The following is a 26,737-nucleotide window of genomic DNA, read 5'->3' as shown; positions in this document are numbered from 1 at the left end:
GGTGGGATCGGGCGCTCCCTGAGCCCACCGGACTGGCAGGTTGTTGCAATTCTGTGCGCACGGCCTGCCAGGCCCGACGCGGCCTGGTACAAACACCACACTTTTTGATTGGGGCAACAGCAGGAGATCCATATGCAACCGCCAGTCGCGGACCCGAGAAGCGGCCCTGTCGAGGTTCCGTTACAGGAAGCCGCTTACGACATCTGGGATAAAAAATACCGCCTTAAAGAGGGCGCGCGAAATATCGATGCAACCGTGGCTGACACCTGGGAGCGGGTGGCCGGAAGCCTGGCTGACCTGGAACCAAAACGCAAAGCCCACTGGAAGAAAGAATTTCTATGGGCATTACACAACGGCGCCATTCCCGCCGGGCGCATCATTTCCAATGCCGGCGCCCTGAAATACAAGCCTTCGACATCCACGATCAATTGCACCGTATCCGGCACCATCGAGGATTCAATGCGCGGCATTCTCGAAAAAAACCTGGAAGCGGGGCTCACGCTGAAGGCCGGTTGTGGAATCGGCTACGAATTTTCGACCTTGCGACCGCGCGGGGCTTTCGTGGCGGGAGCGGGGGCTCATACCTCCGGTCCGCTCTCGTTCATGGACGTGTTCGATAAGATGTGTTTCACCATCTCCTCTGCCGGAGGGCGCCGCGGCGCGCAGATGGCCACCTTCGACATTCATCACCCGGACGTGATGGAGTTCATTCGCGCAAAGCGCGAGCCTGGTCGACTGCGGCAGTTCAACCTTTCGCTGCTGATTACCGATGAGTTTATTCACGCCGTCAAAGAGGACGCCATGTGGGCGCTTTCCTTCCCGGTCATGCAACGGGACCTGGAACGGCAGGACGGCGAAGACCCGGACCTTGAATATCGCCGCCTGGACCATCTGGATGGTCTGTATCTGCGCAACTCAAAAGGGGAAGTGGCCTGCCGCGTCTACAAGCGGGTGCCGGCTCGCCAGTTGTGGGATCAGATCATGCGCTCCACCTTCAACTTTGCGGAACCCGGGTTCATTCTGGTGGACCGCGTCAACGAGTGGAACAACAACTGGTTCTGCGAAACCATCCGCGCCACCAACCCCTGCGGCGAGCAACCCCTGCCACCATACGGAAGCTGTCTGCTGGGATCGGTCAATCTCACCAGCTTCATCAATGAACCATTCAACTCCTCAGCCCATTTCGACTGGGACAAGTATCGGCGTCTGGTGGCCACCTTCACGCGAATGCTGGACAACGTGGTGGAGATCAACGGCCTCGCCCTGCAACAACAACGGGACGAAATATATCGCAAGCGCCGGCACGGCATGGGTTTTCTCGGTCTTGGCTCGGCCCTCACGATGCTGCGGATTCCGTACGGAAGTCCCGCGTCGATAGCCTTCACCGAACAGCTCAGCAAGGAACTGGCCCTTACCGGGTGGCGAGAAGGCGTTAAACTTGCAAAGGAGAAAGGCCCGGCACCGCTGTTCAACGAAGAGTTTGAAGTGACACCCCTCATGCTCACGCAAAGGCCCGCGTTGGGCCAACGTTACAAGGTGGGGGACAGGGCAACCGGCCGCGAGCTGATGGCCCGATACAGCCGCTACATGATGCAGCTGTCCGAGGAAGATCCCGAGCTGGTCAATCAGATTGCCGAACATGGCTGCCGCTTCACGCACCACAGTTCCATTGCGCCCACCGGTACCATTTCCCTGTCGCTCGCCAACAACGCCAGTAACGGCATCGAACCGAGTTTTGCCCACCACTATTCGCGCAACATTATTCGCACCGGTCGCAAAACCAAAGAACGGGTCGATGTATATTCCTATGAGCTGCTGCGTTACCGCGCGCTCCAGGAACCGGGCCATGAACCGGATTTGGACGGCAGCAGCCAAAGTCTTCCGGATTATTTCGTAACCAGTGATCAGGTTACGCCGGAACAACACGTGGACGTGCAGGCGGCTGCCCAGAAATGGATCGATTCATCCATTTCCAAGACCATCAATGTGCCAACCGATATTTCCTATGAAACCTTCAAGGACATCTATCTCTACGCTCATTCGAAGGGCTTGAAAGGCTGCACCACTTTTCGCTTCAACCCGGAAGCTTTCCAGGGTGTTCTGGTGAAGCGGCAGGACCTGGAGAACACCATCTATGTGTTCGAACTGGAAGACGGCCAGAAGATCGAGCTTCGCGGCGACGAGACGGTGGAGTACGACGGCGAATTGCATACTGCGGCCAACCTGTACGACGCCATAAGAGAAGGGTACTACGGAAAATTCTAGACGGCAGTTCACGAAGACTGCTCCTGGAGGATACAGATCATGACAACTGCAGTTATTGAACAACCCATCATCAGTGCGACTGTGAAAAAAACGGATGGGATTGAAGATTTCGTCATCGAGCAAATGCACGAGAAACTGGAACGACCGGAAGTCCTGCAGGGCACGACGTATAAGGTAAAAACTCCATTATCGGAGCACGCCTTGTATATCACCATCAACGATGTGGTGCTGAACCCGGGAACCCACCACGAATTGCGCCGGCCCTTCGAGATATTCATCAACTCCAAGAACATGGAGCATTTCCAGTGGGTGGTGGCGCTCACGCGGGTAATATCGGCGGTTTTCCGCAAGGGCGGCGACGTTACCTTTCTGGCCGAAGAACTGAAAGCTGTGTTCGACCCACAAGGCGGCTATTTCAAAACCGGCGGACGATTCATGCCCTCGTTGGTAGCGGAGATCGGGGATACGATCGAGACCCACTTGAAGGCAATCGGCCTGCTGAAAACCGAGGAGCTCAGCGACGTTCAAAAATCGGTTCTCGCGGAGAAACGTCGCGAGTACGACGCGCGGCATGATCTGATCACATCCGGTGACGACTATCCCTCCAGCGCCGAGTTGTGCCTGAAGTGCCACACCAAGGCGGTCATTCTAATGGATGGCTGCAAGACTTGTCTGAGCTGCGGAAATTCCAAGTGCGGGTGACGGCGGAACGGGCTGCTTCGCTCACGACCATTGCGTTTCTTTGCGCCCACGGAAGGCACTAACTTGGCGCAGCTGCTACAACTTGGTGCAAAAAACCACTAAGATGTCGCACTTTTCGCCTAAAAACCGGGCTCTACAGGAGTGACTATGAGTGACGTAAACACACGAATCAATGAGATCTTTGAGCAAGTCATTGCTCGAAACCCGGGTGAATTGGAATTTCATCAGGCGGTCAAGGAAGTTATCGAAACGCTTGGCCCCGTCCTGAAGAAGCACCCGGAATACGCTGAGCACAAAATCATTGAGCGCATCTGCGAGCCGGAACGACAGATTATTTTCCGGGTGCCCTGGGTCGACGACAGTGGTGAGGTGCAAATCAATCGCGGCTTCCGGGTGGGCTTCAACAGTGCGCTTGGCCCCTACAAGGGCGGTCTGCGTTTTCACCCGTCAGTGTTCCTCGGCACCATCAAATTCCTGGGTTTTGAACAGACCTTCAAGAACGCTCTGTCTGGCCTGCCGATCGGCGGCGCCAAGGGCGGCTCCGACTTCGACCCCAAGGGCAAGAGCGATGCGGAAGTGATGCGCTTTTGTCAGAGCTTCATGACCGAACTGTATCGCCACATCGGTGAAATGACCGACGTTCCGGCGGGAGACATCGGTGTGGGCTCACGGGAGATTGGCTACCTGTTCGGCCAGTACAAGCGCATCACCAATCGCTACGAATCAGGCGTACTTACCGGCAAGCGTCCGGAATGGGGCGGCGCGCTGGTTCGCAAGGAAGCGACCGGCTACGGAACCGTCTTCTTTGCTCAGGAGATGCTGCGCGCGCGAGGTGAAAGTCTGGACGGCAAGACCTGTGTCGTATCCGGCTCCGGCAATGTGGCCATTTACGCAATGGAAAAGCTGCAAACCCTGGGTGCCAAGGTCATCGCCTGTTCCGACTCGGGCGGAGTTATCGTGGACAAGAACGGGATCGATCTCGACACGGTCAAGCGCCTGAAAGAGGTGGAACGCAAACGCATTCGTCACTACACGGATGAGCACAAACAAGCGGAGTTCCTGCCGAAGGGCAACATCTGGGACGTGCCCTGTGAGATCGCCCTCCCCTGCGCCACACAGAACGAACTGGATGGCGCATCCGCCGAAACACTGGTGAAGAACGGTTGCATCGCGATCAGCGAAGGCGCCAACATGCCGACCCGTCCGGAGGGAGTAAAAATCTTTCAGGATGCCGGCATCGCCTACGGCCCGGGCAAGGCCGCCAACGCCGGCGGAGTGGCTACTTCGGCGCTGGAGATGCAGCAGAACGCCAGCCGCGATGCATGGACTTTCGAGCACACCGAGAGACGCCTGCAACAGATCATGGGCGCCATTCATGACGATTGTTATCAGATGTCGCAGGAATACGGGATGAAAGGCAATTACGTTGTAGGCGCCAACATTGTGGGCTTCCGGCGCGTTGCGGAAGCCATGATTGCACTGGGTGTGATCTGAGGCGAGCCACTGAGGATCGCGGCGGGTTCAGATGCCGATCCGCCGGCCTGATCCGCCGGCCTGATCCGCCGGCAATGGACGGCGTGCTCACGGGAGTTCAGTGGCTCACCAGTCGCCGCATCCAGTCCAGCAAAGCCACAGGCAGGCGTTCCGGCTCAGGCAGCAAGGCGTAGTGCCCGGCACCGAATATCCTGGGCAGATAGGCCGCCGCCTGGCGATCGATGGTCAGGCAGAAGGGGTGAATACCCTGGAGTCTCGCCTCTTTCACGGCCTGGGCCATATCTTCCACCCCGTAGCGTCCCTCGTAATCGTCCCGGTCATTGGGTTTTCCATCGGACAAAAGCAAAAGCAGGCGGTGAGCCGCCGGCTTTTTCATGAGCTCGACGCTGGCGTGGCGGATTGCGGCCCCGGCCCGGGTGTAGTGCTCCGGTTCCAGGGCGCTGATGCGTCGCGAAACCTCCTGGCGATAGGGCTCCCCGAACCCCTTGATGCACCGCACGGTGACGGCTTGAGGCCCCTCGCCCGAGAACGTCAACACGGACCAGGGCTCACCGAGCCCCTCCAGTGCCTCGCTCACCAGCAGTAACGCTTCCCGCTCCACATCGATGATGCGCCGGTTGGCGGCGACCCAGCTATCGGTGGAGCCGCTGACATCAACCAGCAGGGTGATGGCGAGATTGCGGTCGGCCTGGCGGCGGCTGCAATAAAAGCCCTCTCCCAGGCTGCCGCCGGCCAGGAAATCCGCGCGAGCCTCGGTATAGCCGTCGATGTCGATTTCCTCGCCGTCCGGCCGCTTTCGCTCCCAGGCCGGCTTCGCTCGCAGCATCTCAAAGCGGCGGCGGATCTCGCCCAGCATGGCCCGATGTTGCTCCAGAGTCGCCTCAACCCACTCCCGGGAGCCTCGGTCCGGCGTGAGTAACCGCACCACCGCGCCCTCTTCCCGGTAGGCTTCCCGACGATAATCCCACTCCGGATAGGCGATGCCCCGGCCCTCCCGGATTCGGGCCCGCAGTTCCCGGCGGGCGCGGGCGTCCGGGGGGTCGTCCGCGAGGAGCACCTCCCGGGGCCGCCCGGGACTGGAGATCAGGCGGGCCTGCGCCAGCTCGGACACCAGATCCCCGTACTGCTCCGCACTGTCCTCCTGGTCCCGGTCCGTGGGGCGCTGCAAGCCCATGGGGTCTTCCGCGTGCGGGTGGGGCTCGTCCAGTTGAATCATCCAGGGCGCCTCGGAATCAGAGTCTTCCTCCCCGGGTCGTGATTCGCGGACTTCGGGCCGCCGGTTCAGACGCGCGCTGCGCGGCGGTGCGGCTTCCCCCGGGGGCGCGTCCTCGTCGGGAGCGCAATCCCAGGCGAGCGCCTGGGGACCGACGGAGCGCAGTTCGCCGGTCCAGCAGTCTTTGAGCAAGGGCGATGGTCCAAGCTGCGCCGCGCGACCGCAGTCCGGCAGCATGGCGGCAAGCAAGCGCTCGCTTACCCTTCGGGACTCTTCCGGCGAGGCAGTCAGAGGCAAAACCCGGTCTACGGTGCCACATGGCTCAGGTAAGCCTGACTCAGGAAGCAACGGCTCCTGTAACAACTGCTGGTACAGCCGTTCAAGGGGTTGCCGAAGCGGAGGAAAACTCGCCACCGCAGGGCGTTGTCGCGCCGCCCTGATCCGCAGTCCTTGCAGACTGGCCGCCAGTCCCGGCAGTTGCCCGATCAATTCGCGCTCCGCCGCCCGGGCTTCAAGCAATAGATACAGATCCGCCCCAAGGGGCGACAGCCCTGCAGAACCCTCGGCACTGCCGCGCCGGGCCCGCACCACCTGCTGCAGTGCCATGGCGCGATAAAGGGATGCCGCTTCGGACTGATCACCGGCATCCACTGTCGGCGGCAGCCAGATATTGCGACCATCGGTTGCCGGAACCGGGCCGGTGCGGCGAGGTTTGCGATCGCAGCGAAAGAGGATGGACAACAGAGTGGCCCGGGCGGGCGGCTGGGCGGGTCGGAGCGGATAGCTCTGTCCCCAGGTGGCGCTGATCAGCAGGTCCAGCCGCTCCCTGAAATCCCGCAACGCCGGGGCCGGCGACCGGGTTCCGGGCGGGCGCTGGCGCCGCCACAGTTCCCGGATGAACACCGTTGCGTGCCGGGCTGCGTCGCTGAGGAGCTCTTCCGCTTCGGCCATGGTTAGACGAAGCTGGCGTCTACCAGGTCCCGCATGGCGGTTACCAGGGAGTGGTCGTCAGCCAGGGGAGCAACAAGGCCCGCGTAGCATGCTTCGCGAATGGGGATGCCGGCTGTGGCCAGACTGGCGGTGGCGATCAGCAGGCGGGTACTGGGAGCCTCCGCCAGGCCTCGGTCCCGTAGCGCCCGGAGGCGCTCGGCCAGGTCGACCAGGGCCCGGGCGGTTGCATCGTTGGCGCCACTCTCGCGGGCCACGATAGCCGCCTCCTGCGGCGGGGGCGGAAAATCCAGCTCCAGCGCCACAAACCGCTGACGGGTACTGGGCTTCAGATCCTTGAGCATGCGTTGATAGCCGGGGTTGTAGGAAACGACCAGTTGGAACCCCGGCGCCGCTTCCAGCAGTTCGCCAGTTTTGTCGAGGGGCAGCAGGCGGCGATGGTCGGTGAGTGCGTGCAGGATCACAATCGTGTCCTGACGCGCTTCCACCACCTCATCCAGGTAACAAATCGCGCCCTCGCGCACCGCCCGGGTGAGCGGGCCATCCTGCCAGACTGTGCCATCGTGGCGGACCAGGAAGCGCCCCACCAGATCACTGGCGGTAAGGTCATCGTGGCAGGCCACGGTAATCAGTGGCCTGCCCAGTCGCCAGGCCATGTATTCCACCAGTCTCGTCTTGCCGCAGCCGGTGGGTCCCTTGAGAAGCACGGCCAGCTGCCGGGCATGACATTGGTGGAAGATTTCCAGCTCATTACCGGCTGGAAGATAGAAGGGAGGCTCCGTATCCGACTCCGATGTCGCCAGTTGCAGTTCATCAATCATGAGTTGCCCATACCCGCCTGGGTTTGCGTTCCCATGCCCGCATCCGCGGTAACGTCGAGGCGTGGCGCACAGCGGAAGAAGTCGTAGATGAACAAGGCTACCCCGATGGTAAACATGGATGCGGTTGCCACCAGCATCAGAAAGTGCACCTGAATCTTCAGTTGCGCATCCAGATACCCCATGCCCATGATGCGCTCCAGATAAACCTGCCCGATCCCCGCCGTGGCAAAGGAGAGGGTCATGCCGAACATGCCGGACAACTGCAGCCAGAACGCCCAATAACCCAGGGTGTTGCCCTCGCCCACCTTGCGATGGGTAAGCGACGGCAGCGCATAGGTGATCATGGCCAGCACAATCATGGCGTAGGCTCCGTAAAACGCAGCATGGCCATGCATGGCGGTAACAAGCGTGCCATGGGTCCACTTGTTCACCGCGGGCCAGGTATGCGCCAGGCCCAGCAAGCCTGCGCCGAACAGTGCAAAAACGGCACTGCCCACAGTCCAGTGCAATGCCAGCGTGTTCGGATGGCTCATGCCCGAACGACGCATGGCTGAATAGGCGTAGGCGGCCATGCCAACCAGAGCGGCCGGTTCAAGCGCGCTGAAAAAGCCGCCGAGGGGCAGCCAGTACGTAGGCACGCCGACCCAGTAATAGTGGTGCGCCGTTCCGAGAATGCCCGCGATGAATACCAGGCCCACGATCACGTAGAGCCACTTTTCCATTACCTCCCGGTCCGCGCCGGAAAGGCGGATCAACAGGTAGGCGAGAAAGCCGCCCATGATCATCATCCAGACCCCTTCCACCCAGAGATGGATGGTCCACCAGCGATAGAAGATGGACACGGTGTAATTCTCGTAATGGAGCAGGGCGGGAAAGAAGAGTACGGCGGAGCTGACCAGGCCCAACACCAGAACCCCCTCGGTGGTGGTAAAGCGACCTGATTTCCTGATGGTCATGCCGATGTTGTAGAGGAAGATCAGCATGCAGATGACGATAACGATCTTGTGAGGCAGAGGCTGCTCCAGCAATTTGTTGCCCGTGCCGTAGCGAAACAGGTAACCGATGATCGCAGTCACGCCCATCAACACCCACAAAATCAGTTGCACATAGGCCAGCTTCACGCTGTGCAGTTCAGTGCGCGACTCGTCCGGGATCATCCAGTAGGTGGCACCCATGAAACCTGTGAGTACCCAGACAATTAACAAATTGGTGTGAATGACTTTTGTTACATCAAAGGGCAGGACGTAGAGCAGCGGATCGGGGCCGAGATATTTGGAAGCGGACAGCAGTCCGAACACCAGTTGCAGGCCAAAGAGCACTACAGCAACGGCAAAGTACCAGTAGGCGACCGACTGGGATTTGTAACGCATCATTTCTCTCCCTATTGCCGGCGGCGAAGGTCTCGCCGCCGTTCATCATTCCAGCGAGCTGAGGTAGGCGACGAGTTGATCCAGTTGTTCCCCGGTCAGATTGTTCTCGTATCCGGTGGGCATGAAGGACACGCCATTGGCGGAGTACATGGCGCCCTCAACCAGGTGAGCACTGGGGTTCACGATGGCCTCTCGGATGTACCCCTCCACGTCCTCGGCTTCCCCTTCGTATTCGTCGGATTCGATGATCTGAGCCGCGCGGGTCGCGAGCCCCGCCAGCGTCGGGCCGGCCATGTTGGCTCCAGGCGCCGTTGAATGGCAGGCGTTGCAGGCGGGAGTGACGGTGCGGAACAGGTTCTGCCCCTTGGCCCTCGGGTCGTCTTCGGCGTCCACCGGCGTTACGCCGGGCGGTGCGCCGCCGTTGGTCGCGGGACTGGAGCTCAATGTGTCCGCTCCGGGAACGTAACTGCCTGTCACCAGAATCGGACGCGGCGGCCAGTCCTGGTTGTCCACTTCGCTGACCCAGTCGAGAAAGGCAATCAGGTCAGTGATTTCCTGCTCCGCGAGATCCTGGGTCGGCATTAACCGGCGGTGGGTCTGCTCATCATAGAATTGCGAGGGATCGCGCATGTAGGCCTGCAGGTAGGCGTCGCCCCGCAGTTTGGTGATTTTGGTCAGGTCCGGGGCATAGTAAGCCCCCTCGCCAAAGAGCGTGTGGCAGTTGATACAGTTGTATTTGTGCCACACGTCCATGCCGCTGGTGACCTGGGGCGTTATGTTCTGTGAGTGAGTCAACTCGGGAAACTGGCGGTGACTGTCCAGCGTCAGCACGAGAAAAATCAGCGTAAATATGCCAGTGGATGCAATCGCAAAAATGCGCGCCTGTCGATTGGTCATGATAGTTCAGCTCCTTTACACCCCGATGCCATTCCAGTGGTAGATGGAAATGCCACCTGCGTAGAGAATGGCCACACCCATCAGAAGCAGAACAATAAAACTGAACACCCGAAACGGCAGAAAATATCGGGCCTGCCGTCGCATATTTCTTCCTTCCATAGGGCCTCCGCTGAGTTGAACTCAGCAGTGGGACTGATGCGCCAGACATTTGTTCAAGTCGGGGGACTCCTCCAAGCCGTGGTGTGCGACGCTGCATATGTTGTGTTCGCCGCAGTGGATGGCGGTCATGTGACAAGCACCTGCGGCTTCTTTAGCGACCCGCAACGGATTTGGTTGGGTCACAGTGTTCAATCTGGCCGGCTGTATGCATCGGACGCTGCATGCATCGGAACAGGTCGCACGCGGCGGGCGCACATTGTTTAGCTCCGGGTTTTGGTTCACAATCCTTGGGTTCTGACGTACCCGTGCGTGGCGGGACAGGAGATGCCCCGACACGAGACCTGCACAGAAGAATGGGAGATAAGGATTTATGAAACTCGGCAACGATTCCCTTGGCACCCGCTCACAACTGCAAATCGATAACAGAACCTACCATTACTTCAGCCTTAAAAAGCTGATCGAGCAGGGGCACGGCGATGTCGCCAAGCTGCCCTATTCCCTGAAAGTGCTGCTTGAGAACCTTCTGCGTTTCGAAGATGGGCAGACTGTGACGGTGGACGACGTCAGCGCCTTGATCGCCAGTACCCAGGAAGGTCGCCCTGAGCATGAAATCGCCTTCCGGCCCGCGCGCGTTCTGATGCAGGATTTTACCGGCGTGCCCGCCGTAGTGGATCTGGCCGCCATGCGCGACGCCGTAGACAAACTGGGCAAGGATCCGGCACTGATCAATCCGCTGAGCCCTGTGGACCTGGTAATCGATCATTCAGTGATGGTCGACCGCTTTGGGTCCAATTCCGCTTACCGCGACAACGTGGCGATCGAGATGGAGCGCAACGGAGAGCGGTACCAGTTTCTCCGTTGGGGTCAGTCGGCCTTCGACAATTTTCGCGTGGTGCCCCCGGGTACCGGAATCTGCCACCAGGTGAACCTGGAATATCTCGGCAAGGTCGTGTGGCACAACGAGGTGAACAGCGAGTTGTATGCGTTCCCCGATACGCTGGTAGGCACCGACAGCCACACGACCATGATCAACGGCCTCGGGGTTCTCGGCTGGGGTGTGGGCGGTATCGAAGCGGAAGCCGCCATGCTGGGTCAGCCGGTCTCCATGCTGATTCCCGAAGTGGTGGGCTTTAAACTGAGTGGCAGCCTTAATGAGGGGGTCACTGCGACTGACCTGGTTCTGACCGTGGTGGAGATGCTCCGCAAGCACGGAGTGGTCGGCAAATTTGTAGAATTCTTCGGGCCGGGACTCAACGACCTGCCGCTGGCCGATCGCGCCACCATCGGCAACATGGCACCTGAGTACGGCGCTACCTGCGGATTCTTCCCCGTGGACCAGGAAACGCTGACTTACCTGAAGCTGTCGGGCCGCGATGAACACACCATCAAGCTGGTGGAAGAATATGCAAAGACCCAGGGCATGTGGCGCGACGACAGCGTGGTTGCCCAGTACAGCAGCACGCTGGAACTGGACCTCAATACCGTGGTGCCGAGTGTGGCCGGCCCCAGGCGACCGCAGGATCGCGTCCCACTCACGGGGCTCCGGGACGCTATCGAAGAAACCATTCGCAGTACCGGCGACAACAAGGAATCAACCGTTCCCGTACCGGGCAAGGACTACACTCTTTCGGATGGCGACGTGGTGATCGCGGCGATCACATCCTGCACCAACACCTCGAACCCGGCGGTGATGCTTGCTGCGGGCCTGGTTGCGAAGAAGGCGGTCGAGAAAGGACTGGTGCGCAAGCCCTGGGTGAAAACCTCCCTTGCACCGGGGTCCAAAGTCGTTACCGATTATCTCGACAAGGCGGGTTACCAGGGTTTCCTGGATCAACTGGGCTTCAACCTGGTGGGCTATGGCTGTACCACCTGCATCGGTAATTCCGGCCCGCTTCCCGAGGAAATCGACAGCGCAATCGATGACGGCGATCTTACCGTCTGTTCCGTGTTGTCCGGGAACCGCAACTTCGAGGGTCGGATCCACCAGAAAGTGCGGGCCAACTGGTTGGCATCGCCACCCCTTGTGGTGGTGTTTGCCCTCGCCGGAACCACACGAATCAACCTGAACACGGACCCTATTGGGGAAAATGGCAATGGAGAGAAAATCTACCTGAAGGATATCTGGCCCAGCAATAAGGAAATCAGTGATGCCATCGCGGTCGTGAACAGCGAGATGTTTACCCGCGAGTACGCCGACGTGTTCTCCGGAGACGACATCTGGAAAAGCATCCAGGTCACGCCGAGCAAAACCTATCCCTGGAACCGGGATTCCACCTACATTCAGAATCCGCCCTTCTTTGTGGAAGACGTTGAAGGGGGTAACCGTCAGCTGGACGACGTTCAGAACGCGCGAATCCTCGCGCTACTCGGGGACTCCATAACCACCGACCACATCTCGCCCGCGGGAGCGATTGCGGAAACCAGCCCCGCCGGCCGGTACCTGATGGACCACGGGGTGGCAAAACGGGACTTCAACTCCTATGGGTCCCGCCGGGGTAACCACGAGGTGATGATGCGCGGCACCTTTGCCAATGTGCGGATTCGCAACGAAATGGTCCCCGGGGTGGAAGGGGGATATACGAAGTACTTGCCCGATGGTGAGGAGATGTCCATCTACGATGCGGCAATGGCATACCAGAAGGACCAGACTCCCCTGGTGGTGATTGCCGGCAAGGAATACGGCACGGGGTCCAGTCGCGATTGGGCCGCAAAGGGCACACGCCTGCTGGGTGTGCGTGCTGTCATCGCGGAAAGCTTCGAGCGCATCCACCGTTCCAACCTGATCGGCATGGGCGTGTTGCCGCTGCAATTTATCGAAGGCAAGAACCGTCATAGCCTCAAGTTGACCGGAGATGAGATCATTACCATCAACGGCGTTTCGGAGCTGAAACCGGGCGCCCATGTGCGCATGAAGATCGAGCGCCCCGATGGAGCCACCGAGCTTTGCGAGTTGCGCAGCCGCATCGACACCGCTGACGAGTTCAGCTACTACAAGGCCGGTGGCATTTTGCAGTACGTACTTCAACAGCTGACCGGCAGCTAGCAGCAGGCCCGTTTCGCAAGCACTTTCAATATGGGGTCGCCCATGAAAAGTCGGCAGGAACGAGATTCCCTCGGCACCGTAGAGGTGCCAGCCGATGCCTTGTGGGGGGCGCAAACCCAGCGCTCCCTGCAGAACTTCAGGATCGGCGGCCAGCAGTTCGGCCCCGAGTTCATCCACGCCTATGCCCAGGTCAAGAAAGCAGCCGCGCTGACCAACCAAAAGCTCGGCAAGCTGGATGAACCCCGGTGCGGCTACATCGTTGCGGCCTGCGATGAGGTGATCGCCGGCCAACACGATTCACACTTCCCTCTGGTGGTCTGGCAGACCGGCAGCGGCACCCAGACCAATATGAATCTCAATGAGGTGATCGCCAACCGGGCCAACGAGCTTTCCGGCTCCAAGCGGGGCAGCATGGCTCCCGTGCATCCCAACGATCACGTGAACATGTCCCAATCCTCGAACGATACCTTTCCCACGGCCATGCATGTGACGGTGGCGCAGGCAGTCACCGGAAGACTGTTGCCCACTGTGGATGCCCTGATCGCGGGTCTCGACGAGAAGGCGAACCAGTTCCGGGACTTGCTCAAATCCGGCCGGACCCACATGATGGACGCCACTCCGGTGACCCTCGGCCAGGAATTTGCGGCCTATGGCGAACAGATCCGCTTCGCTCGCGAAGGTATCGAGACTGGCCTGGCAGCCGTTTACCCCCTGGCCATCGGCGGCAGCGCTGTGGGTACGGGCTTGAACACACACCCGCGCTGGGCGACCGCCGTCGCGGCTGAGATTGCGAAGATTACAGGACTGCCGTTCACCACCGCTCCGAACAAGTTTGCCGCGCTCGCCTCCCACGGAGCCCTCGCCGCTCTGCACGGAGGTCTCAAACTGCTGGCTACCGAATTGCTCAAGGTCGGCAACGACCTGCGATACATGGCGAGCGGTCCGCGCTGCGGTCTGAACGAAATTCAGCTGCCCAGCAACGAGCCGGGCAGTTCCATCATGCCCGGCAAGGTGAACCCGACGCAGATAGAAGCCCTGACCATGGTTGCGGCTCAGGTGTTCGGTAATGACACAACCGTGAGTTTCGCCAACAGCCAGGGACATTTTCAGCTCAATGTGTACAAGCCGGTGATCATCTACAACCTTCTGCAGTCTATAACCCTGTTGAATGACGCTGTTCGGAGCTTCACCGACAACTGTCTCCTGGGAGTCGAGGCCAATGAGGAGAGGCTGTCTCACTACATGGAAAGCACCCTGATGCTGGTGACGGCCCTGACGCCCTGCATCGGTTACGACAACGCTGCTAAAGCGGCGAAACTGGCCTTCGAACACAACCTGAATCTTAAACAGGCGGTACTGCAGCTTGAGCTGCTCACTGGAGAGGAGTTTGACCGGCTGATGGATCCGAAGGCCATGCTAAGCCCTTGAGCGTACCGATAAACGGTCTGCTCGTACCTACACAGCCAGGCAGGCCCCCCGGCGCAGGACGCCCACTGCTGGGTGCAGGCCAGCCCATGAGGAACTCACATGGAGCCCCGCCACACGACAGCATCAGACTCTTCGGAACCATTGACCGGCGACCTCGAAGAGCACGAGCGGCTTGACGACCTGCACAGGCTCTGCGCCCTGAACGAGGCTTCTGAATCCCGTCTGGATCATTACACCAGCCTTATCGCGGAAATTTTCGGCTTCCCCGTGGTGCTGGTCAGCTTCGTTGATCAGGACAAAGAATGGTTCAAGTCAGCCTACGGCTTCGAAGCGAGTGAGGTGAAACGGGATATTTCTTTTTGCGCCCACGCGATCACCTACAAGGAGATCATGGTGATCCCCGACGCCCGCGCGGACTCTCGCTTCGCCAACAACCCCCTTGTGACCGGCCCGCCGCATATTCGTTTTTACGCGGGTGCTGTAATTCGGAGCAGTAACGGTCATCCGCTTGGAACCCTGTGCCTTATCGATTACCGAACCCGGGAATTCGGCCGCCGCGAACAGCAGCGCCTGCTCAAGTTCGCCGAACTGCTTGAGAGCGACATCAACGCCACCTACGAACTGGAGAGTCTGCGGCAATCGATAGAGCACTCGGCATTTTTCGATCCGCTCACCTGGCTTCCCAATCGTCGCCTCTTTATCCGCCGGCTGGATTCGATGCTGGAGCAGGCGCGGGAGCGGGCATTACAGGTTCCTCTTGTACTGTTCAGTGTATCCCGCCTGCGGCTGATCAATCAGGCCTTCGGAACGCAGATCGGGGACAGTCTTCTTCACGAAGTCGGGGATCGACTGATCGCCTGCTGCCCTCCGGACGGATTCGTTGCCCACGTGCAGGCCGACGAGTTTGTGGTCGCCTTTCCCGCCGAGAAGGATGCGCTGGAGGCCTTCCTGTCCGCCGCACGCACCCTGTTGAGGCGTCCCTTCAACCTGGAGAACGAAGACATTCACCTTGAGATTCGCGCCGGAGGCAGCAGCTTCCCCGACCACGGCCGTAGTCCCGCCGACCTTCTTGAGCGCGCATCGGCGGCATTGCGAGCTCCTGGGGAGGATCTCCGTCAGAGCGTGGCCGTATTCAACGAGAATGAAGCCCTGGGAGAAGCGGAACGGCTCGCCGTGGAATCGATGTTGCGCAAGGCCATTGATGAGCGACGTTTTCACCTGGTTTACCAGCCCGTGGTCAGCCTTCGGAGCCGCACCACTGCTTACGTCGAGGCTCTGATCCGCTGGGATGACTCGGAGCTGAGCACCCGCGATACCTGCCAGCTGATTCGGATCTGCGAGGAAAATGGTCTCATTCATCAGCTGGGGGACGGCATTCAGGATCTGGCCTGTACCCAGTGTCTGCGGTGGCAAAGCGTCGGAAATGACATCCCCTTTGCCCTCAACGTCTCCACCCGGGAACTGGAACAAGCGGACTTCGCAAGCCGCCTGCTGCATCGCCTGGAGCAAAGCTCCATTCATGGGTCCATGCTGAGTATCGAACTTACGGAGTACGCCATCGCCGGCGATGATCCAAATATCTTTGACAATATCCGAACCTTGCGGCTGGCATCGGTGCGCGTCAACGTGGACGACTTCGGCACCGGCTATTCCGCGCTCGGCTATCTCAGTCGCATCCCGGTAAGCGGGCTCAAGGTCGACCGCTCGTTCATCGCGGGGCTGCCACAGAACCGCCGACAGGCCACGCTGACGCTCGCTATTCTCGGTGTTGCGGACGCGCTTGATTTGACGACCGTGGCGGAAGGCGTCGAGACGCGGGAACAGCTGGAATTCCTCCAGAGAACGAACTGTCGCTACGCACAGGGTTTCTGTCTGTCCAAACCTGTAGAAGCGGATGATATCCCGCGCCTGTGGGGGCATCCGCTCTTCTAGCCACGCGACAAACGCCGCGGTCGCCTCTCTCACTCCGTGTTAGTATCTCCGCTTTCCGGCAACTCGCCGGCGCAGCCACTCAGGGGGTTCGGACACTATGAGCTCAGCTCGCCCATCCGCAAAGAAGACGTCTCGCGGCGGCCTGGAACAGCGCAAGGCGATCCGGCGCGCAGCCCTGATCGAGGCGGGTGTGGAATTATTCGGTACTCGCGGATATCGCAACTGCTCTGTCAAGATGGTTTGCGATCAGGCCGGTCTTACGGAACGCTACTTCTATGAGTCTTTCGGGAATCGCGAAGCACTTTTGCTGGCGGTCTACGCAAGCCTTACGGAATCGTTCGAGGCACGGCTGACCACTGCGGTGGCGAATGCTCCCGCGGCCACCGGGGCACGCTTGCATGGTTTCGTCAGGGCGTTCTTCGATCATATTCGCGAAGACCCGCGCCGCGGCCGTATTCTCATGTTTGAAATACTTGGCGTCAGTCCGGAGGTGGACGCCCGCTATCGCGCCGCGGTGCGCAAAATGGCGGCACTTGTTGAGCACCCCGATCTCGGCGTATTCGCGGGCGGACCGACGGCGGATTCAGCGGCGCGACGGGTTGTCAGTACCGGCCTGGTAGGAGCCCTGCTGCAGATCGCGATCCAGTGGACACTGGACGAGTTCAATACGCCCACGGAGACTGTGTCAGCCAACGCCGTGGGCATTTTTGAGGCCGTGCGACTTGCGGAGCGGGACTAGCAGGCTGTGCGGCGCGCTGCCCACAAAACTCACCCGGGTTGTCCATCGACTCGCGGGCGCGTAAGGATCGGCAGGTAAACAGCCACGAAGATGGCGAAGGCCAGCACCCAGCATAGCGCCGAGAGGGCGATCCACAAGGTGTAGGATTCCGGCACGAACATCGGCAGGACCACACGAAAGACCACTCCTACGAGCAGCGCAACGAAAGCCACAGTGAGCACTCGCGGCGGATTGTTCACGCCGCGCCCGGTGTGCCCGAGGCTGACCCGACACATCATGCTCAGGGTGATCAAACCGATTCCGCCAAAGGCCATGGCGTGAATGGCCAGATAGCGGGACACCCCGGCAAATACGCTCAATGCGAAAAGCAGAAAGCCCAGCGCGATCAGCCAGAAGGACAGGTGCAGGCTCCACAGCAGAGATTTCCTCCACATGGCCGGCGTATGCCAACCCAGCAGTCGCAAACCATTCGCCAGGGCCACGCCCAGTGCCAGCCAGGCGGAGAGCGCCGGCGTCCTCCCGATCATTTCAGAAATGAAAAAACCGAAGAAGAAGAGCAGGCTGCTCATGTCGAGCCAGCGCGAGTTACGCAGCCGCACGGTGCCCCCAAGCCCGCTTTCAGTGAATGCGGGTATGACGCGGCGGCCCATGGTCAGAATCAATCCCAGGACAATATAGAGTCCGCCGTAGATGGCCCAGAAGGCTCCCTGATCGAGAATACCCAGCACACCCAGATAGAAGATCAGATTGCCCAGGCCGAGCAGCATGAGCTTGGATATCACGGACATCTGCCTCCATTGGCCGCTCGCCGCAATCGGCCGGGTCACGGCCGCCACGAGAAGCACGAAGAACAGCAGGTCGAACAGTCCCGCCCATAGGACCTGACCGAGACCGAAAAGGAGCCGTGCGACGCACCAGAGCAGAAACAGCGCGGCGAGCCCCGGGCCCTTCAGCGTTTGCAGGCCCGTCCAGTTTCGAACGGCAGTCAACAGAAACCCTGCTATCACAGCGGCCGCGTAACCGTAGATCATCTCATGGGCGTGCCACTGGAAACTGCTGATGGATTGGAGAGGAAACTGGAACCGGAACAGGTACACTCCCAGCCACAGCGCAATCGACAGTATCGCGAACAGTCCGGCCCCGAGAAAAAACGGCCGAAATCCAAGCGCGAACAGAGCCCGTCCCGGCCCCGCGCCGTGATCAGGAATTGGTTTCTCCATCCTAGGTCCTCCGAACCGCCAGAACAATCCGCTTGAGGATCGCCCACACCACCGAAAACTGATACGGCAGGCCGTACGACCTGCGCAACAGACATGGTAGCAGAGCTTCCGGTCAGGGGAGAACACGCCATACCGGACACCAGAAGTGAGGGGGATCAGGCGCTGCGCTGCATCGTCAGCGGACGGCGATCACGTGCGAGCAACTGTTTCCTGCATCGTTCATAGGCGGCGCTGGCCTTTGCCAGCACATCGGGCGGCAGCGATACGGCCGGATGTCCCTGTGTTCGCTGGATGACACCCGACTTGATGTTGTCCGAGGAATCACCGTAGTGGCGTTTTCCGGTATTGCGAAAGTGTTCGTAGTTCCGGTTCAGAGGGTGCTGCAGTTGCAGCCAGTCGCTGATGTGCGCGAGCACCTGGTCCGTGTCATCCACCAGTTCTTCGGCATCCACGAACAGGTAGTTTCCCTGCAGCTTGGTGGCGTATTCCTCAAGAGCGGCGAGTCTTCGGCAGTAATAATCTGCCGCCCGCTGGGGATCCCGATACCACTCCACCCCCGTTCGCTGCCCCATGTTGATGATGCTCTTGAGAGTGCTTTCGGCATCCCGCAACAGAAAGATGACGCTGGGTTCGGCTAGCGCCAGAACCTCGGCGGAGATCACCAGGTGGTTGTGAAGAATCTTGTCGAGCAGATATTTCCCACTCAATCGGCAGTGCGTATCCTCGTACAAGGCCGCGCGCATCCTGAGAAGGTCGAGCCTGCCGCGATAGGGCTGATGAAGTTCACTGTAGCCGCAGATTTCCGGGTTGCTGCCGAGCACATGGGAGATCACTGTCGAGCGGCTCCGCATATGGCTGAGTATGAACAAATACCGGGTCTGGCATGTGACAAGATGGGGGTTGGAGGCGATGAGAGACAGCTTCCGTGCTTTCGAAAACATCGACATTGCAGTTCATCCGTGAAACAAACATTTCCTGTTCCGCTTCGACCTTTACCCATTTCAAAGCGTTCCGCCCAAGCTCGATAATGTGATCGGCTTCCTGCTTTGCGGGCGTTTGTCGCTGCAACTCAACACAGACTCTACAATACTGCGCGGCAGGTTTACCCAACCACAACAATAACGATTGCTCCTTTACTGCCCGGTGACCGCCGGCAATCACGACCTCGGCAATGCAAGCGACGGTGAAGATCAAGCTACTGGTTCTGGCTCATCCACGCTTGCAGATCCTTCCCGTCAGCTCCCGACGGCAGCGGCCTGTCCGGCGAAAGAATCCAGGTGGCCACGTCCTCCCACACCACCCGACGCTGCAAATCGCGCAGCAGCATGTGGTAGCCCTCATCGTAGATGGCAACTCGAGGTTCCCCGGCGTCGGACTGGATCTGGCGCTGCAACAGTGTGGCGGAGGCGTAGTTGGGAACGATCTCGTCCAGTTCACCGATGAGTATGAGCGAACTTGGCGGCAGGTGCCCGGCGCTCTCCAGCGCCGCATCCATGAGATTGGTGAGACCATAAATGGCTGCGACCCGGGTGTCCTTGATAACCTTTGGGTCCTGTCCCAGCCCGATCAGCATTTCATTATTGTCCGAAGCCACCACGCCGAGTCCTTTCCCGGTAAAACTCGCCCAGGGGATGGTGTGCGCACCGATGAACAATGCCGCTCGTTGGTACCAGGGCATGGTTTCCCGGGCCCACACTGCAGGTGCGGACAGGATGACACCGTCCGCATCGGGCGGCGTGTCCGAGGCAAATGCCACCATGGCTACCGCTCCCCCCATGCTTTCACCCAGAACGTAGAGCGGCACACCGGGAAACCGCTTGCGCATCGCCGCAGTGAACTCCCGCAGATCCCGCACGTAGGTTTCGGTTCCCGCCCATGTGCCGGGTTGGGCGGTGTTGCCAAACCCCCGCTGATCGTAGGCGTAGGTGTAAATGCGATATTCCTTCGCCCAGTGTTCGGCGACCTCGGCGAACGCGTGTGAATAATCGTTGAAGCCGTGCAGCGCAACGACGACGGCGGCCGGTTCGATGGTTCTCGAGTTCCAGACTCGCACCGGCAGTACCGCGCCGTCTCCGGCCACAAACTGGCTATCCTGAAGCACAGCCTCACGGGTTGTCTCGCCGCTCCCCTCTGGCGTGGGAGCGCAGCCGCCCGCGGCAGCCATGGCTATCAAAACAATGAATAAACGTGTGCAGAAGCGGATAGGCATTAATGTAAGACTCAGGAAAGCTCAGACTCGGCCATCTGGGCCAACAGGATTTATCTGAAGGATAGTACACACAGAAAGAGCCGAGAAGAATTCCCGGCTCTGGATGGCTACGAACCGCCTGATGCATTGGCCAATCAGTTCTGGTTCAGTCGCTTTTGCATTCCCCGGCTTTCGCCTTGTACCCGACCACCTCGGGATCGGCGCAAGCGGTACACGCGTTGCCGTAGACAATCCACTCGGTTTCGCCGTTGGGCTCCTGCTTTGTGGCGCACACCGGATCGTACTGGTAGGTGCAAAACTCCGGGCGCGGCTCCTCACAGGCCTGAAAGGCTCGGCTCGCGCTTCCGCCGGGAGCTGTCGCCTGGCAGCCGGCCAGCACCAGCGCCGTTGCTGCGCCGGCCAGAAAACGGCAGGCGGGCACGAGTATTTTTGCTGTCATTGATGGTCCTCCTCCAGTTCGGGGGACTGAACGTGCCAGGCGGGAAAGCGCTCGGTACCCGCTAGATTTTCGAGACCCCACTCAACAATTGCCTGCAAAACCGGGCCCAGGCTCCTGCCCCGTTCGGTCAGGGAATAGTGCATGCGCTTGCGATGATTTCCATAAGGTCGCCTTTCCAGCATTCCCAGCGCCTCAAGCCGCTTGAGTCGGTCCGCCAGGACGTTGGTGGAGATATTTTCCGGCGACCCGAGAAACTCTTCATAACGGTGCTTGCCCAGGAACAGGTCCCGCAGAACCAGGAGGGTCCAGCGGTCGCCAACAAGGTCGAGCGTGCAGGCGAGTGGGCAGTCAGAGCGTCGGGAGTGCGTCATGCAGGCGAGTGTAGAGATCTGACTTGCAATTAACAAGGGACTACTTTAACTTTTGTCTTGCAAGTTAGAAGCTGGTCGACCTGGGTTCCGTTTGTCAGGAGCCGAGGCTATCGGCCCACCCTCAACAGAAAAGGAGCATTCCATGACAAATTTCGAGCACTTTGAAGCCGGCCCCCTTGAGCAGTGGAGCCGCTGGTCCTTCAAGCACCCTGCTCTTGCCAAACCGGCCCCCGGCAAACTGTTTCTCGGAGACAGGCTGAGCCTCAGCGGAATGGAGGTGTCGCTCAATGTGCTGCCGCCGGACACTGCTGTTCCGTTCTCCCATCGCCATCGGCTCCATGAAGAGTTGTACCTGGTCCTGAGCGGAAAAGGAGAATTTCTGGTGGACTCTGAGCGCGTCCCCGTCACTGAGGGTAGCTGTTTGCGCATCGCCCCTCGGGGCGTCCGCACCTGGCGCAACAACGGCGCGGAGCCGTTGGTGTACGTGGTCATTCAGGCCCGGGAAAACTCACTGGAATGTCACGGTATCGAGGACGGAGAACTGGTGGACACACCGGTAGCCTGGTAGAAGTCCGCATACAAAAAAACCGCGGCTCAGAGCCGCGGTTTTTATGGTTTTGAATCCTTCCCGGCTGACCCGGAAAGCGGACTCAGACTTCCTCGGACGCAGGCTGCGGCGCTTCAGGCTTTTTGTGGGCCGTTATCGGACCGAAGTCCTCCACTTCGTGATCCGGGAGGAAGACCTTGGGGCCCACCAGAGTCGCAACAGTGACGACGCCGATGATCAACCCCAGCCAGGGTTCCAGCAGGGCGAAAGCCATGGCGGTCACCACCATTGCCCCGCGCTCCGTGGCATCCTTCACCAGGGACAGTGCGAGCATGGCGCAGGCGAAGCCGGTCAGAATCAGCGTTACCGCCAGTGCCACCGGCAACAATGGCTGCAGCAAGGTCACGATGGGGAGGAGCACGAACAGAATCGGCAGACCAAACACGTAGAAACTGCCGAGGATGTCGTAGAAGGAGTCAACCTTGTCCCGATCCACCGAGGTCCAGCGCTTCAGCAGCACTACCTGGATCCCCGTCCAGAGCACACCCTGGGTAGTAAAGAACGGCGCGATCACGCCCATAATCGCGTTTCGCAAACCGGTTGCCAGGTGGGCGCGGGTGCTGTTTGTCTCCAGCTTCTCGTCCGGGCGATCGGCTTGTGCATGCTCGATCATCTCGTCGCCGGTGACCACGTCACCAAAGAAGAGCACGTAGGTAATCAGCGCAAGAGGCAGCGCGGACAAAAAGGTGTCCAGAGACGGCCAGCCAATCACCAGTGGTGAGGCCTTCTGCCATAGGGAGGCGGCGTTGCCGGCCACATCAAGAACTTCCCAGCGGATGTTCCAGGAGATTTCTCCGGTTACCCAGCCCACAACACCTGCCAGCAGGAAGCCCGGCAGCAAGCCGTAACTGATGACCTTGGCGAGGAGTTTGGAGCCGGCGGCCATTTCCTGCATGGGCTTGGAAAATGCCAGCAACACACACAGGGCGACCCCGAGGGTCCCCGCGATGGGCGCCTGCTGGAAGACGTTTGCCGAATCCCCCTCCGTGGTAACACGAATGAAGGCCGCAATGGCGGCGCCCAGGATGATGCCCCCCTTGAACACGGCAGGCACCGATTTGACCAGTTTCGCCCCGAGCCCCGTTATCCCCAGCAGGATGAGAATCCCCGCAAAGTTGAGCGATAGCGCGGTCATCGCCTGGAACTGCAAGGTTGGATCTCCCGCATAGGGCGCCGACATGATGAAGGTGATCACGAAGGGAATCGCGGGAGTCAGCCAGCCCGGCGCGTAGGGATCGCCGAACATGAACCAGGACAGGGAAATGAGGATGTTGTGGAACATGGCCATGGTCACGGCTTCCTCGAAGGACAGACCGAGGATGGACATGAAGTAGGGAACCAGAGCCAGACCGGTGGCGCCCGCAACGGCGATCCCCTGAAGCATTTCAGGGAAAGCCAGGCGCAAGTGAATGAAAGGAACCCGCATGGTAAACGGACCCCACTTGATGCCGGGTTGGACCTGGCCGTGTTCGCGTTTTGTGAGCATGGTCATTATCCTTATAAGCGTGGAACCTGGAGCGTCTAAACGTCTGAGTGTAAGTTCTTCTCAAACCCCGCTCAAGCGCTTTGTGACGTCCGCCGTGGCGTAGATCACTCACGGAGAAACGCCAGACTTCAAGTGTAAAAAAGTGCAATCGCAATCAGCAGGTAATTGCGGGAAGAAGCGGGATCAGTAATTGCGGCTGAAGTGGTCGATGACGCAGCCCATGGCCAGTCGCCAGCGTGCTTCCAACGGGGGAGTGAGTTCCGGGTCGAATTCACGGATTGTCTGAATCAGGCTATCGACCCAATAGGTATACAGGCGCGGCTGGACCGGAGCATGACCACGCTGACTGTGTACCATCGCCATCCGGTTCACCTCTTGCTTGACCACTTCACTGCCCGCCGCATACATGATGGCATTGGTCAGGGTTCGCCGCAGCAGACGCCGCTGGCGATCGAAATCCGTGTGAGCGAACGCCAGTCGAATCTCGGGGTGGCTGGCGAGGAAGATCTCATAAAAACGCTCGATAAACCGCCCGTTATTCATGCATCGTCCGTAGCTTTGATGAAGATCGTCATAACTGTCAGACACTGTTTTCTTTTTTCCAAACATCTCGTACCTCTCACACGGGTCGACCGCCGGGCGACGGCCGTGGAAAAACAAATGGAATAGCAGACGAGGGAGGGGAAAACGGAACTGCAGATGCGAAGGTGACAATCCGGAAACCAGGCAAGTCTTCAGCTCTGGTTAGTTCAATAACCGGGCCCCAACAAACGCGCGCATCTTAACGCAGCCGTTGCTTGCAAACCAGATTATTTCCCTGAACCGCTACTGCGCGAGGTCGGTCAGGACCGCACACTCGTGAGTTACTCTCAAGGGCGGAGGAAGTAGAATCCCACCGCCATGATTGCCCCCAGCACGGCAACAAGAATATTGATTACAACACCCCAGCGCGGCGCGTAATTGTCGGGGAAATCCTCGGGCCCAAGTGTCGTGAGAAGACGGAGATACTGACGGGAAGAAAGAACCGCTGCAAACACCCCGATCGCAAGGAACCCAAATCCCAACCAGAAGCTGAGTCGAACGCTGCCACTGTCCATCTCGCGACCGGACACAGCGGCCATGAGCAGGCCGGAACGTTCCACCAGGAAGCCAAACGCGATCAGCGCGAGACTGGTGCGATTCCAGGCGAGCAACGTGCGTTCAGCCGCAAAGAGGACGCGAGGATCTTTGGTGTCTGGCATGAAGTGTGGCTCCCGAGCTGTGGTTGCGGAGCCATACTACACCAGCCGGCTGGTGAAGAAGAATCCTCCGGCGGACCGCAGGGGGTGGGCCGCCATCATTCGCATGCATCATGCTCTCGCGTCGAGGGCACACCCGAGCTCCGGAGGAGTTGACCAGCATCCACAGGTTTACAGCCATGGGAAGTGGGTGGCAAACCCTGGCGCTGCCACTCCACATTCCGGCGACACAGCCCCCTGCGGGTATCGGAGTGCCACGGACGCTCTGATTCAATTGATCAGAGGTCCCTACCGCTTGACGGGGCGCTTGCTCAGCTTTCGTTGCAGGGTTCGGCGATGCATGCCGAGGGTTCTTGCGGTCGCCGAGATGTTGCCATCGTGCTCCTGTAGCACCCGCTGGATGTGCTCCCATTCCAGGCGATCCACGGAGGGCGGATGGAGCTCCTCCATGGAGGTGTGCTCGTGATGGGGCTCGGGGGAGAATGCGTTGAGAATGTCGTCCGCGTCGGCGGGTTTACACAGATAATTGGCGGCGCCCAGCTTGATGGCTTCCACCGCGGTGGCAATGCTGGAGTAGCCCGTGAGCATGACGATCTCCAGCTCGGGCAGAATCTCCAGAAGGCGGGGGATCAATTGCAGTCCCGATGATTCCGCCAGTTTTAGGTCGAGCACGACGCGGTGCGGCGGCTGGGCGCGACAAGCGGCGATGGCCGCCTCGGCGGTGTGAGCCACGTCCGCTGTAAAGCCGCGACGGCGCAGCGCACGGGCCAAGATGGCGGTGAGCGCTTCGTCATCGTCCACCACCAGGTAGCGATCCCTTTCAGGCTTGTTCATGGTAGGTAATCGGCAGACTGATCGTGAGTTTGGTGCCCGTGGGCCGGTTGTCCTGCAGAATCATGCGGCCCCCATAACGGGACAACGTCGCATTGGACAAGAATAGTCCCAGGCCAAGCCCCTTGCCCTTGGTGGTCACAAAGGACTGACCCAGTTGCTGTTTGACCGCTGCCGGAATGCCCGGGCCGTCGTCGATGATTTCCACGCGGAAGTCCGTCGAATTCCAGCCCATGTTGACCTGTACCTTTTCACTCGCCGCGTCGGCGGCATTGTTGAGCAGATTGATGATGGCCTGCTCCACCGTGGAGTGAAAGGCAACCTGGCGATCCCGCGCCTGCTCCTGGATCGACACTTCGGCGCGAACGTCAGGGCGGAGCAACTGCCAGCGCTCGATGAGGTGCTGGCAGTATTCGCCAACGGAGCAGGCGCGCACCGAGCTGGCGCGATTGACCTCGGCGCGGCGTGCCAGATCCTGAAGAGTGTTGCTGCACAGATCCACTTGCCTGGTGAGCACCCGCAGATCGCTGTCCAGCGCCTCATTGCCTGCATAGTCGTGGGCCATCTCGTTGATCAACAGTTTCATGGTGGTCAGCGGGCTACCCAGTTCGTGGGCCGTACCTGCGGCGAGAGTCGCGACCGCCAGCACTTGTTCGTCCCGCAGGTTTTCCTCCCGGTACTCATTAAGCTGCTGTTGCTGGGACTTGAGGGCGTTGGACATCGTTACCACGAAAAAAGTGATCAGCCCCGCACTGATGATGAAATTGAACCACATTCCCAGAATGTGCGGGTTGAGCGGCGAAGCCGTCTCCTGCCCGTGAACATGCTCGCCCGCCACGGGGCTGATACCGGGAATGGGCACGTTGTAGAACAACAGCAGGGTGTAGCTGACTACCGACAGCAGCGCGAGCGCCCAGGTGAATCGCCAGGGCAATGTGGCGGCCGAAATACTCAACGGGACGAGGTAGTAGAACACAAAGGGGTTGCTTGCCCCGCCCGAGTGATAAAACAGCACGGTAACGCCGACGATATCCAGCAGAATCTGCAGGAAGAATTCCTGGTGTGTTACAGGCCAGCGTTTGCGCAAACGCCACTCAGTGGCGAGGTTGAAAAGGACGATGGCCAGCAATACGGCACTGACCGACCGATACGGCAGAGAAAGGGAAAAGCCCCAATACGCGAATGCGCTCCCCGCCAGCAGGCAAAGCACCAGCACCCAGCGAATAATCAGCAGGCGGCGGAGGTTTTCGCGAGGGGCGGCAATCCCCGGGAAGCTTTCAGGCATGGGCAGAAAAAAATCGGCAGCGCTGTGCGCTGCCGGAAGG

Annotated in this window: 23 protein-coding genes; 8 read left to right on the top strand and 15 right to left on the bottom strand. The window is 59.8% G+C overall.

The window, feature by feature from the left end; all coding sequences use genetic code 11:
* Positions 1–132 precede the first annotated feature (132 nt).
* From ACURWW_RS08610 to gdhA, 3 genes are all read left to right on the top strand, one after another.
* Entirely contained in the window at positions 133–2,265 is a 2,133-nt protein-coding gene (locus tag ACURWW_RS08610) for an adenosylcobalamin-dependent ribonucleoside-diphosphate reductase (RefSeq protein ID WP_445616403.1), read from the top strand.
* 39 nt (positions 2,266–2,304) lie between these two features.
* Positions 2,305–2,967, top strand: a complete 663-nt coding sequence (locus ACURWW_RS08605; RefSeq protein ID WP_445616402.1) for a TSCPD domain-containing protein — start codon at positions 2,305–2,307, stop codon at positions 2,965–2,967.
* Positions 2,968–3,114: 147 nt separating this feature from the next.
* Positions 3,115–4,461 (top strand): NADP-specific glutamate dehydrogenase, encoded by a 1,347-nt coding sequence (gdhA, locus tag ACURWW_RS08600; protein ID WP_445616401.1) that lies wholly within the window; start codon positions 3,115–3,117, stop codon positions 4,459–4,461.
* A gap of 97 nt (positions 4,462–4,558) precedes the next feature.
* Here the strand turns inward: gdhA and ACURWW_RS08595 are convergent, their stop codons facing one another.
* From ACURWW_RS08595 to ACURWW_RS08575, 5 genes are read right to left on the bottom strand one after another with little or no spacing between them, the layout of a single operon-like run.
* A complete protein-coding gene (locus tag ACURWW_RS08595) occupies positions 4,559–6,625 on the bottom strand; it encodes a nitric oxide reductase activation protein NorD (protein ID WP_445616400.1) in 2,067 nt (688 codons plus the stop codon).
* 2 nt (positions 6,626–6,627) lie between these two features.
* On the bottom strand, positions 6,628–7,443 hold the full coding sequence (locus tag ACURWW_RS08590; RefSeq protein WP_445616399.1) for a CbbQ/NirQ/NorQ/GpvN family protein: 816 nt from the start codon (positions 7,441–7,443) through the stop codon (positions 6,628–6,630).
* Positions 7,440–8,813 (bottom strand): cbb3-type cytochrome c oxidase subunit I, encoded by a 1,374-nt coding sequence (locus ACURWW_RS08585; RefSeq protein WP_458618472.1) that lies wholly within the window; start codon positions 8,811–8,813, stop codon positions 7,440–7,442. Before ACURWW_RS08585 ends, ACURWW_RS08590 begins: the two co-directional genes overlap by 4 nt.
* A 45-nt stretch (positions 8,814–8,858) precedes the next feature.
* Positions 8,859–9,710 (bottom strand): c-type cytochrome, encoded by an 852-nt coding sequence (locus ACURWW_RS08580; protein WP_445616397.1) that lies wholly within the window; start codon positions 9,708–9,710, stop codon positions 8,859–8,861.
* A gap of 15 nt (positions 9,711–9,725) precedes the next feature.
* Positions 9,726–9,869 carry a hypothetical protein gene (locus ACURWW_RS08575; RefSeq protein ID WP_445616396.1) on the bottom strand — a complete coding sequence of 48 codons (144 nt, stop codon included), beginning with the start codon at positions 9,867–9,869 and terminating at the stop codon, positions 9,726–9,728.
* Between the two features lie 370 nt (positions 9,870–10,239).
* Between ACURWW_RS08575 and acnA the strand changes: the two genes are divergently transcribed.
* The 4 genes from acnA (at position 10,240) to ACURWW_RS08555 (ending at position 17,011) form a co-directional block, all read left to right on the top strand.
* On the top strand, positions 10,240–12,912 hold the full coding sequence (gene acnA, locus ACURWW_RS08570) for an aconitate hydratase AcnA (RefSeq protein ID WP_445616395.1): 2,673 nt from the start codon (positions 10,240–10,242) through the stop codon (positions 12,910–12,912).
* A 42-nt stretch (positions 12,913–12,954) separates the two neighbouring features.
* Positions 12,955–14,340 carry a class II fumarate hydratase gene (fumC, locus tag ACURWW_RS08565; RefSeq protein ID WP_445616394.1) on the top strand — a complete coding sequence of 462 codons (1,386 nt, stop codon included), beginning with the start codon at positions 12,955–12,957 and terminating at the stop codon, positions 14,338–14,340.
* A gap of 99 nt (positions 14,341–14,439) precedes the next feature.
* Entirely contained in the window at positions 14,440–16,272 is a 1,833-nt protein-coding gene (locus ACURWW_RS08560; RefSeq protein ID WP_445616393.1) for a sensor domain-containing phosphodiesterase, read from the top strand.
* Positions 16,273–16,369: 97 nt separating this feature from the next.
* Positions 16,370–17,011: a TetR/AcrR family transcriptional regulator gene (locus ACURWW_RS08555; protein ID WP_445616392.1), complete on the top strand. Its 642-nt coding sequence runs from the start codon at positions 16,370–16,372 to the stop codon at positions 17,009–17,011.
* A 29-nt stretch (positions 17,012–17,040) separates the two neighbouring features.
* Here the strand turns inward: ACURWW_RS08555 and ACURWW_RS08550 are convergent, their stop codons facing one another.
* From ACURWW_RS08550 to ACURWW_RS08530, 5 genes are all read right to left on the bottom strand, one after another.
* Entirely contained in the window at positions 17,041–18,231 is a 1,191-nt protein-coding gene (locus tag ACURWW_RS08550; protein ID WP_445616391.1) for an NnrS family protein, read from the bottom strand.
* 155 nt (positions 18,232–18,386) lie between these two features.
* Entirely contained in the window at positions 18,387–19,178 is a 792-nt protein-coding gene (locus tag ACURWW_RS08545; protein ID WP_445616390.1) for a sulfotransferase family protein, read from the bottom strand.
* 248 nt (positions 19,179–19,426) lie between these two features.
* A complete protein-coding gene (locus ACURWW_RS08540) occupies positions 19,427–20,332 on the bottom strand; it encodes an alpha/beta hydrolase (protein ID WP_445616389.1) in 906 nt (301 codons plus the stop codon).
* Between the two features lie 253 nt (positions 20,333–20,585).
* A complete protein-coding gene (locus tag ACURWW_RS08535) occupies positions 20,586–20,879 on the bottom strand; it encodes a hypothetical protein (RefSeq protein ID WP_445616388.1) in 294 nt (97 codons plus the stop codon).
* Positions 20,876–21,250, bottom strand: coding sequence for a winged helix-turn-helix transcriptional regulator (locus ACURWW_RS08530; RefSeq protein ID WP_458618471.1), 375 nt, complete (start codon positions 21,248–21,250; stop codon positions 20,876–20,878). The genes ACURWW_RS08535 and ACURWW_RS08530 overlap by 4 nt, the downstream gene beginning before the upstream one ends.
* A gap of 142 nt (positions 21,251–21,392) precedes the next feature.
* On the opposite strand from ACURWW_RS08530, the gene ACURWW_RS08525 reads away from it, so the two are divergent.
* Positions 21,393–21,818: a cupin domain-containing protein gene (locus ACURWW_RS08525; protein WP_445616386.1), complete on the top strand. Its 426-nt coding sequence runs from the start codon at positions 21,393–21,395 to the stop codon at positions 21,816–21,818.
* Positions 21,819–21,900: 82 nt separating this feature from the next.
* On the opposite strand, the gene ACURWW_RS08520 is transcribed toward ACURWW_RS08525, so the two are convergent.
* The 5 genes from ACURWW_RS08520 to ACURWW_RS08500 all read right to left on the bottom strand — a co-directional run bounded on the left by ACURWW_RS08520 (position 21,901) and on the right by ACURWW_RS08500 (position 26,697).
* On the bottom strand, positions 21,901–23,343 hold the full coding sequence (locus ACURWW_RS08520) for a hypothetical protein (RefSeq protein WP_445616385.1): 1,443 nt from the start codon (positions 23,341–23,343) through the stop codon (positions 21,901–21,903).
* Between the two features lie 183 nt (positions 23,344–23,526).
* Complete coding sequence (locus ACURWW_RS08515; protein ID WP_445616384.1) at positions 23,527–23,931, bottom strand: globin; 405 nt, start codon at positions 23,929–23,931, stop codon at positions 23,527–23,529.
* Positions 23,932–24,212: 281 nt separating this feature from the next.
* Entirely contained in the window at positions 24,213–24,584 is a 372-nt protein-coding gene (locus ACURWW_RS08510) for a YidH family protein (RefSeq protein ID WP_445616383.1), read from the bottom strand.
* 285 nt (positions 24,585–24,869) lie between these two features.
* On the bottom strand, positions 24,870–25,415 hold the full coding sequence (locus ACURWW_RS08505) for a response regulator transcription factor (protein ID WP_445616382.1): 546 nt from the start codon (positions 25,413–25,415) through the stop codon (positions 24,870–24,872).
* Positions 25,402–26,697, bottom strand: coding sequence for an ATP-binding protein (locus ACURWW_RS08500; protein WP_445616381.1), 1,296 nt, complete (start codon positions 26,695–26,697; stop codon positions 25,402–25,404). The genes ACURWW_RS08505 and ACURWW_RS08500 overlap by 14 nt, the downstream gene beginning before the upstream one ends.
* Between the last annotated feature and the right edge of the window lie 40 nt (positions 26,698–26,737).

This window comes from Gilvimarinus sp. F26214L, assembly GCF_054401055.1.
The sequence above is the reverse complement of the archived record's forward strand: the minus strand, read 5'-3'. Positions and strand labels throughout refer to the sequence as shown.

Bases quoted from the DNA above. Each gene is read 5' to 3' on its own strand.
- ACURWW_RS08610 (WP_445616403.1), top strand. From the start codon at position 133: ATGCAACCGCCAGTCGCGGACCCGAGAAGCGGCCCTGTCGAGGTTCCG.
- ACURWW_RS08605 (WP_445616402.1), top strand. From the start codon at position 2,305: ATGACAACTGCAGTTATTGAACAACCCATCATCAGTGCGACTGTGAAA.
- gdhA (WP_445616401.1), top strand. From the start codon at position 3,115: ATGAGTGACGTAAACACACGAATCAATGAGATCTTTGAGCAAGTCATT.
- ACURWW_RS08595 (WP_445616400.1), bottom strand. From the start codon at position 6,625: ATGGCCGAAGCGGAAGAGCTCCTCAGCGACGCAGCCCGGCACGCAACG.
- ACURWW_RS08590 (WP_445616399.1), bottom strand. From the start codon at position 7,443: ATGATTGATGAACTGCAACTGGCGACATCGGAGTCGGATACGGAGCCT.
- ACURWW_RS08585 (WP_458618472.1), bottom strand. From the start codon at position 8,813: ATGCGTTACAAATCCCAGTCGGTCGCCTACTGGTACTTTGCCGTTGCT.
- ACURWW_RS08580 (WP_445616397.1), bottom strand. From the start codon at position 9,710: ATGACCAATCGACAGGCGCGCATTTTTGCGATTGCATCCACTGGCATA.
- ACURWW_RS08575 (WP_445616396.1), bottom strand. From the start codon at position 9,869: ATGGAAGGAAGAAATATGCGACGGCAGGCCCGATATTTTCTGCCGTTT.
- acnA (WP_445616395.1), top strand. From the start codon at position 10,240: ATGAAACTCGGCAACGATTCCCTTGGCACCCGCTCACAACTGCAAATC.
- fumC (WP_445616394.1), top strand. From the start codon at position 12,955: ATGAAAAGTCGGCAGGAACGAGATTCCCTCGGCACCGTAGAGGTGCCA.
- ACURWW_RS08560 (WP_445616393.1), top strand. From the start codon at position 14,440: ATGGAGCCCCGCCACACGACAGCATCAGACTCTTCGGAACCATTGACC.
- ACURWW_RS08555 (WP_445616392.1), top strand. From the start codon at position 16,370: ATGAGCTCAGCTCGCCCATCCGCAAAGAAGACGTCTCGCGGCGGCCTG.
- ACURWW_RS08550 (WP_445616391.1), bottom strand. From the start codon at position 18,231: ATGGAGAAACCAATTCCTGATCACGGCGCGGGGCCGGGACGGGCTCTG.
- ACURWW_RS08545 (WP_445616390.1), bottom strand. From the start codon at position 19,178: ATGTCGATGTTTTCGAAAGCACGGAAGCTGTCTCTCATCGCCTCCAAC.
- ACURWW_RS08535 (WP_445616388.1), bottom strand. From the start codon at position 20,879: ATGACAGCAAAAATACTCGTGCCCGCCTGCCGTTTTCTGGCCGGCGCA.
- ACURWW_RS08530 (WP_458618471.1), bottom strand. From the start codon at position 21,250: ATGACGCACTCCCGACGCTCTGACTGCCCACTCGCCTGCACGCTCGAC.
- ACURWW_RS08525 (WP_445616386.1), top strand. From the start codon at position 21,393: ATGACAAATTTCGAGCACTTTGAAGCCGGCCCCCTTGAGCAGTGGAGC.
- ACURWW_RS08520 (WP_445616385.1), bottom strand. From the start codon at position 23,343: ATGCTCACAAAACGCGAACACGGCCAGGTCCAACCCGGCATCAAGTGG.
- ACURWW_RS08510 (WP_445616383.1), bottom strand. From the start codon at position 24,584: ATGCCAGACACCAAAGATCCTCGCGTCCTCTTTGCGGCTGAACGCACG.
- ACURWW_RS08505 (WP_445616382.1), bottom strand. From the start codon at position 25,415: ATGAACAAGCCTGAAAGGGATCGCTACCTGGTGGTGGACGATGACGAA.
- ACURWW_RS08500 (WP_445616381.1), bottom strand. From the start codon at position 26,697: ATGCCTGAAAGCTTCCCGGGGATTGCCGCCCCTCGCGAAAACCTCCGC.